General features: G+C 34.4%; 8 protein-coding genes and 2 pseudogenes. 7 read left to right on the forward strand and 3 right to left on the reverse strand.

The genetic code is table 11. The features are described 5' to 3' along the window. From GO685_RS02820 to GO685_RS02830, 3 genes and pseudogenes are all read left to right on the forward strand, one after another. Nucleotides 1-95 (forward strand): annotated as a pseudogene (locus tag GO685_RS02820) (IS982 family transposase); the annotation flags it as partial. Between the two features lie 120 nt (nucleotides 96-215). Further along, on the forward strand, nucleotides 216-1196 hold the full coding sequence (gene mraY / locus GO685_RS02825) for a phospho-N-acetylmuramoyl-pentapeptide-transferase (RefSeq protein ID WP_175937490.1): 981 nt from the start codon (nucleotides 216-218) through the stop codon (nucleotides 1194-1196). A gap of 6 nt (nucleotides 1197-1202) precedes the next feature. After that, the gene (locus tag GO685_RS02830) at nucleotides 1203-1811 is read left to right on the forward strand and encodes a ribonuclease HII (protein ID WP_175937491.1); all 609 of its coding nucleotides are present in this window, start codon (nucleotides 1203-1205) and stop codon (nucleotides 1809-1811) included. 61 nt (nucleotides 1812-1872) lie between these two features. Here the strand turns inward: GO685_RS02830 and GO685_RS02835 are convergent, their stop codons facing one another. From GO685_RS02835 to GO685_RS02845, 3 genes are read right to left on the reverse strand one after another with little or no spacing between them, the layout of a single operon-like run. Continuing rightward, on the reverse strand, nucleotides 1873-2487 hold the full coding sequence (locus tag GO685_RS02835; RefSeq protein ID WP_175937492.1) for an SCO family protein: 615 nt from the start codon (nucleotides 2485-2487) through the stop codon (nucleotides 1873-1875). Between the two features lie 33 nt (nucleotides 2488-2520). Continuing rightward, a complete protein-coding gene (dnaQ, locus tag GO685_RS02840; protein ID WP_175937493.1) occupies nucleotides 2521-3228 on the reverse strand; it encodes a DNA polymerase III subunit epsilon in 708 nt (235 codons plus the stop codon). An 11-nt stretch (nucleotides 3229-3239) separates the two neighbouring features. Further along, the gene (locus tag GO685_RS02845) at nucleotides 3240-3896 is read right to left on the reverse strand and encodes a Tim44/TimA family putative adaptor protein (protein WP_175937494.1); all 657 of its coding nucleotides are present in this window, start codon (nucleotides 3894-3896) and stop codon (nucleotides 3240-3242) included. Between the two features lie 166 nt (nucleotides 3897-4062). Between GO685_RS02845 and secB the strand changes: the two genes are divergently transcribed. From secB to GO685_RS02865, 4 genes and pseudogenes are all read left to right on the forward strand, one after another. Continuing rightward, the gene (secB, locus tag GO685_RS02850; protein WP_175937495.1) at nucleotides 4063-4566 is read left to right on the forward strand and encodes a protein-export chaperone SecB; all 504 of its coding nucleotides are present in this window, start codon (nucleotides 4063-4065) and stop codon (nucleotides 4564-4566) included. A 198-nt stretch (nucleotides 4567-4764) separates the two neighbouring features. Beyond that, nucleotides 4765-4965 carry a 30S ribosomal protein S21 gene (gene rpsU / locus GO685_RS02855; RefSeq protein ID WP_175937496.1) on the forward strand — a complete coding sequence of 67 codons (201 nt, stop codon included), beginning with the start codon at nucleotides 4765-4767 and terminating at the stop codon, nucleotides 4963-4965. Nucleotides 4966-4993: 28 nt separating this feature from the next. Further along, nucleotides 4994-6154, forward strand: coding sequence for an ADP-forming succinate--CoA ligase subunit beta (gene sucC, locus GO685_RS02860; protein WP_175937497.1), 1161 nt, complete (start codon nucleotides 4994-4996; stop codon nucleotides 6152-6154). A gap of 3 nt (nucleotides 6155-6157) precedes the next feature. Then, nucleotides 6158-6282 (forward strand): annotated as a pseudogene (locus GO685_RS02865) (succinate--CoA ligase subunit alpha); the annotation flags it as partial.

Here is a 6282-nt window from a genome sequence, read left to right on the forward strand (position 1 = left end):
CTATTAACTTTTTAGTTCACATCTTTTCTACGCTTATTTCATATTCCATGCAACCCAAAAAGCCCTCTATTTCGAGCTCTTTCTTTATCGGTTAATCCATAGTTAGCGTCAATACTTAAAATCTAGGTTATTCTAAATGACTATACTAGATCCTCTGCACTATGATATTTGTGAGTATCCGGTATAATACCCAATTGGTTAATTTAAATAGATAGATGACTTCATCTATAAAAATATTTTTTACCTCGTTTATTTTTGGGTTTGTTCTTTCCCCTTATTTTATAAAACTTCTGAAAAAAGTAAGCAAAAATGGACAGCCAATCAGGTTGTGTGGACCAGAAAGCCATTTAATGACAAAAAAAAATACCCCTACCATGGGCGGGATAGTAATACTGATTTCTTCTTTACTGCCAATTCTACTTTGGACTCAACTAACGCCAGAGATCTTATTGCTGGTATTTATAACTCTATTTTTTGCTCTGATTGGATTTATTGACGATTATCTAAAATTAAAAGCAAATAACCATCGAGGTTTAAGCGCAAAAATCAAAATACTTATCCAATTTGTTGTCACTCTAATTGGTATGTCCATATTTAAGCTGTATTTTGCTGAAGACTTTGCAAAAACGTTCCTAGTTAAAGGAATAACGATCGACTTTGGCTGCCTATATGTTCCGTTTGCTGCATTTGTGATTGTCGGCTCCTCTAACGCTGTAAATATTACAGATGGTCTAGACAGCCTTGCTGCAACTCAAGTTATCACTTCTTTTGTTTCTTTAGGACTAATTGCGTACATAACTCAAGCAAACGTGAACATTATTTTATTCTGTATTGCATTTGCAGGAGCAATTTTAAGTTTTTTATGGTTTAACACGCACCTGGCAAAAATGTTTATGGGTGATGTTGGTAGTTTATCAATTGGTGCAGCTTTGGGACTAATCAGCGTTCTCATTAAAAGGGAAGTGCTTTTCGCTGTTATTGGAATAATTTTTGTAATAGAAACACTATCTGTAATTATCCAGGTATTATATTTTAAATATACAAAGTTTAAGTATGGGAAGGGAAGAAGAATTTTTCTTATGGCACCAATACACCACCATTTTGAAAAGAAGGGATGGTCAGAAAATGAAATAGTTATGAAATTTTGGATAATTGCCATTACCTGTTCAATCTTTACTGTAGCTTTCTTATTATAAAAACTTATGGCATACCCAGATTTCACATTAGAAAATAAATTATCAGGAGTGATAGCAGGAGTGGACGAAGTTGGAAGGGGTCCGCTAGCTGGTCCTGTAATGTCTGCAGCAGTAGTATTTACCGATAGAAATATAATCATTGAAGGAATTAATGACTCAAAAAAGTTGACTGCTAAAAACAGGCAAGTTCTATATGAAAAAATAACGTCTGTTGCAAAATTTGGTATAGGAATAGCAAGTGTTGAAGAAATAAATTCATACAACATTTTACAAGCAACGAAACTTTCAATGCAACGTGCATTAACAAACTTAGGTCTAGAATTAGATTATGTGCTGGTTGATGGTAATCAACCACCCAAAGTAAAATGGCAGGTGAGGTCCATAGTAAACGGTGATAGTTTGAGTATATCAATTGCAGCCGCTTCAATTATCGCAAAAGTGACAAGAGATAAGCTGATGCAAGAGTTGCATGATCAACATCCAGAATATAATTGGCATAAAAATAAAGGATATAGGACAAAAGAGCACATAGATGCTATAAACCTCCATGGCATTACAGAACATCATAGAAAAAACTTTGCACCTATCTCACACTTTATTGAACGAATACCTTGAGCTTAGTGTACAATTACGGGCAAAAATGATATCCGTTAAACGCAAAACAGATGAGGCAAGCCTATAGCTCACTTACATGTTTTTTGATCTCAACTATAATCTTATCAGATTGACTTTCATCCGAATTTAGATCAGCTGCAAAGTGTGTAACATATTTTCCTCCAGGGCCAATAAGATATATTATTGAAGAATGATTAATTTCCTCTTCCCCACCAACTTTACTGGCATATACTTTATAATTTGCAATTACTTCGTCTATTTTTTTTCTTTCACCGGTCAGCATTTGTATTCTATGGTCAAATTGCTGCTGAAATTCTTTGAGTTTTTCCGTGCTATCACGTTTAGGGTCAACTGTTATGAAAAATGTTTGCAGCTTGTTGTTTGTTTTCTCACCTAGCTTTGCAAGCGTTTCTGAAATTATTCCAAGATTCATAGGGCAAATCTTTTTACATAAAGAAAATCCGAAGAAAATCATCATATACTTATCTTTAAAATCACTACTACGTATGATCTGTCCGTCTTGATTAATCAAAGAAAAATCTCCTCCTATCTTAACTTCTGCGTTGTGAACTACTGCTGGAGCAAATATGCCTTTTTTAGTGAAATAACAATAACCAAGAAAAATGGCTGCTAATGTTATTACTATACTAGATAATAACCTTACAAACTTTAGCATTCAGAGAGCACCTAGTAAAATTAAATTGTATCTTCATTTGTTGACCCATTCAATAAATTTCTTCCAAAGTGGATTGTTAATTGTATCTAACAGTTTTCTATGTTCGTTAATTTCCTCATTACTTGGTGAGTGTTCCCTACGAGCTAAGTTACGTACTTTGTGCTTAATGAATGTGAAGTTGTTATCCTGTTCACACTGATTATCAAACAAGAAAGTTTGTAACCCTCCTGTAAGCTCAACATACACTTTTGCAAGCAACTGAGCGTCAATTAGTGCTCCGTGTAATTCTCTATCCTCCAGCGATATATCAAAACGCTTACATAATGCATTTAAAGATGCAGGTGACCCTGCAAACTTTTTTCTCGCAAGTGGTAATGTATCCAGCACTCTGTCTGAAGAGATTAATCCAGCACCCAATTTGCCCAACTCCATATTGAGGAACTTAACATCAAACTCAGCGTTATGAATTATCAAAATATCGCTAGATATAAAGTCAAGAAATTCAAATGCAACATCTAAAAATAACGGTTTATCTTCTAAAGATTCTTCACTAATGCCGTGAATCTTAAATGAGTGGTAAGGTATACCTCTTTCTGGATTAAGATACCGATGGAATACTTTACCTGTCGGGATGCGGTTAATTAGTTCCACACACCCTATTTCAATAATCCGGTGACCAGATTCGATATCCAAACCAGTAGTTTCAGTATCAAGTACTATTTCGCGTAATTTATTTGCCATGTTAAATAGAATTATTCATACTTTACGTTCGTTTTACCATCACCTGCCTTTTTATAGTTTATGGAAGTAAGCAACCAGCTTGGGTTTGATGAAGTAATATTTTTTTTGAATTGCCACACATCCTCGACTTGATTGATAGTGGATGTGCTACCTGATATAACCTCTCCCTTGTCGTTTTTAACAGAGTTAATTTGCTCTGAAAGGAAATATACTGCAATAAACACTACATTTTTTACTAGTTTTATTTCTAAAATCTTTTGTGAAACAATAGAAACAATTATAGATTCTTGTATCTCTTTACGGTATCTGATCTTCTCTGCAAAGTTGTTGTATAAGTCTTTATCCAAGAGAGGTTTTAACTGGGACAGATTTCCTTGATTGAAATACTTTATTATTAGTTCGAAAGCTATGCTTGAACCTTCCATGAAATGGGAAACGGAGAAATCTTTATTTTTTTGTAATATTTGCTCATAAGTAGCTTTTATTGAATTTTTGTCGTTGCTATCGATGTAATCTTCAATGTTTTCTACTACATCTTCCCTACTTTGGCTTATGTCAAGTGCACTAGTCAGTTTTTTTAGGTTGAGGTTTGTTGATTTTCCTAAAGAATTGTACAACCTTGAAAAAACGAATGCTGCCAATAAAGCATATATTACGAGCTCTATCATAGTAACTCAACTTCCTAGCATATAAAGTACCTGAACGTTATTAATTATTAATGAAAATGGCTTATCCTATACCAATCTGTAATTTAGGTTTACTACTCATCTATAAATGGTTATATTATACAAGAAAGTGTAAATACTTCAACTTAATTATAAGGAGACGTGAAAAATGTCACAACACAAAATGAAAATTCATGGTCAGTATATTAAAGATCTATCGTTTGAAAATCCGAATTTACCATTTCTCTCTGCAAAAGAAGCTCCCGGTATTAATGTAATGGTTAATATCAATTCAGTGAGATTGGAAGGAGCTGAAGGCGAGGAAGGAGGGAACAAAGAAAAATCTTTTCATGAAATTACTTTGCACATAGAAGCCAAAGCAACGGTAAAAGATGAGAACATAAAAGATGGTATTGCTTTCATTTGTGAAACGAAATATTGTGGTATTTTTTCAATAGAAAACTTTGCAGAGCTAAGTGCAGAAGAGATAAGGCAAGCTTTATTTATTGGTGGGCCTACTTTTCTTTTTCCTTTTGCGAGAGAAATAATTGCAAGGGTTACAAGTAGTGGTAGGTTTCCTCCACTTATGCTAGATCCTATAGATTTTGAAGCTATGTATAAGCAGCAGAGTCAACAACAAAAAAATACTGTGAGTAATGAGAATTTTAACTGATACGACACTACTTCGTCATTCCGGTGTATGAGATGATTTTTTTGCATAGCAAATTAAGAGGCTTCAACGCTTTTAACAGTTAAGTCTTTTTAAAGACATCCCACTTATATTACAGCTAAGTTTATAAAATAATTGACAATGTTAATTTTCTAATTTATAAGTAGATTTTTGAGATAATTACCAGAGGAGGTATAAAGTTTGATTGAAGTATCAGTTCATTATGGTGATGTAGATAGGGCTTTTCCGGTATTGAAAAAAACAATTCAAAAAGAAGGAAGAGGGATAAAAATGAAAAAGCAATACTATGAAAAGAAATCAGAAAAGAGAGCTAAAAAGAAAGCTGAAGCTAAAAAAAAGAGGCGCCAACAAGAAAGCAGAAGACAGCGTTATGGTTGGTAGTTTTTAATAGTTTATCATTGGTTGTTTTATGAATATTCACGAATATCAAGCAAAAGAGATTTTGCGCAAATTTAATGTCCCAGTACCAAAGGGTTTTGTTACTACATCTGCAGAAGAAGTAGAGACTCAAACGGACCAGTTGAAGTCTGACGTACTTGTGGTTAAAGCTCAAATTCACGCAGGTGGCAGAGGTAAAGCTGGTGGTGTAAAGCTGGCAAAGTCGGCTGAAGAAGCTAAGCAGTTTATAAAGGACATGCTTGGCATGACTTTAATTACTCACCAAACAGGACCAAAAGGGCAGCAAGTAAGGAGAGTATACATTGAGGAAGGCTCAAGCATTAAGAAAGAGTATTATTTAAGCCTAGTAGTTGATCCAAAGCTCAGTAGGCCAACATTTATATTTTCCTCAGAAGGTGGAATGGATATTGAAGAAGTTGCAAAAAATTCTCCTACAAAAATTGTAAAATTTGATATTGATTATACTGCAGGTTTTACAAGTTTTGATAGCAGCAAATTAAGCGATGGTTTTAATCTGGGTTCAGAACAAATAAAAAAAATAACAAATGTTGCAAAAAATATATATGATGCATTTATTGCAACTGATGCAAGCCAAATAGAAATTAATCCACTAGTTGAAACAAATTCTGGGGATTTTATTGCGCTTGATGCTAAAATCAATTTTGATGATAACGCTTTATACCGTCATCCGGAGATTGTGGAACTCCGCGATTATAAAGAAGAAGTGAAAGAAGAAATAGAAGCTTCAAAACATGGGCTCAGTTATATTAAAATGGATGGCAGCATTGGTTGCATGGTAAACGGTGCGGGTCTTGCTATGGCAACAATGGATATAATAAAATACTATGGAGCAGAGCCTGCCAACTTTTTGGATGTTGGCGGTGGAGCAAGTAAAGAGACTGTCACCGAAGCGTTTAAAATTATATTGTCCGATAGTAACGTAAAGGGGATTTTGGTTAACATATTTGGTGGTATAATGCGCTGCGATATCATTGCAAGTGGCATCGTTGAGGCTGCAAAAGAAATGAGTATAAAAGTTCCTTTAGTGGTTAGGTTATCAGGTACTAATTTTGAAGAAGGAAAGAGAATCTTAGAAGAATCAGGATTAAATATTATCGCTGCAGATGAACTTGATGAAGCTGCACAGAAAATAGTAAAAGAGGTGAAATAAATCATGTCCATTTTAGTAAGCAAAGATACAAGATTAATATGCCAGGGTTTTACTGGTGCACAGGGTACATTCCACTCAGAGCAAGCAATTAGCTACGGAACAAAAATGGTTGGTGGCGTAACTCCCGG

Origin of the sequence: Wolbachia endosymbiont of Madathamugadia hiepei (genome assembly GCF_013366855.1) — a bacterium.
Lineage (GTDB): Bacteria > Pseudomonadota > Alphaproteobacteria > Rickettsiales > Anaplasmataceae > Wolbachia.

What these genes read in the sequence shown, in the direction of transcription:
- mraY (WP_175937490.1), top strand. Translation starts at nt 216, where the DNA reads ATGACTTCATCTATAAAAATATTTTTTACCTCGTTTATTTTTGGGTTT.
- GO685_RS02830 (WP_175937491.1), top strand. Translation starts at nt 1,203, where the DNA reads ATGGCATACCCAGATTTCACATTAGAAAATAAATTATCAGGAGTGATA.
- GO685_RS02835 (WP_175937492.1), bottom strand. Translation starts at nt 2,487, where the DNA reads ATGCTAAAGTTTGTAAGGTTATTATCTAGTATAGTAATAACATTAGCA.
- dnaQ (WP_175937493.1), bottom strand. Translation starts at nt 3,228, where the DNA reads ATGGCAAATAAATTACGCGAAATAGTACTTGATACTGAAACTACTGGT.
- GO685_RS02845 (WP_175937494.1), bottom strand. Translation starts at nt 3,896, where the DNA reads ATGATAGAGCTCGTAATATATGCTTTATTGGCAGCATTCGTTTTTTCA.
- secB (WP_175937495.1), top strand. Translation starts at nt 4,063, where the DNA reads ATGTCACAACACAAAATGAAAATTCATGGTCAGTATATTAAAGATCTA.
- sucC (WP_175937497.1), top strand. Translation starts at nt 4,994, where the DNA reads ATGAATATTCACGAATATCAAGCAAAAGAGATTTTGCGCAAATTTAAT.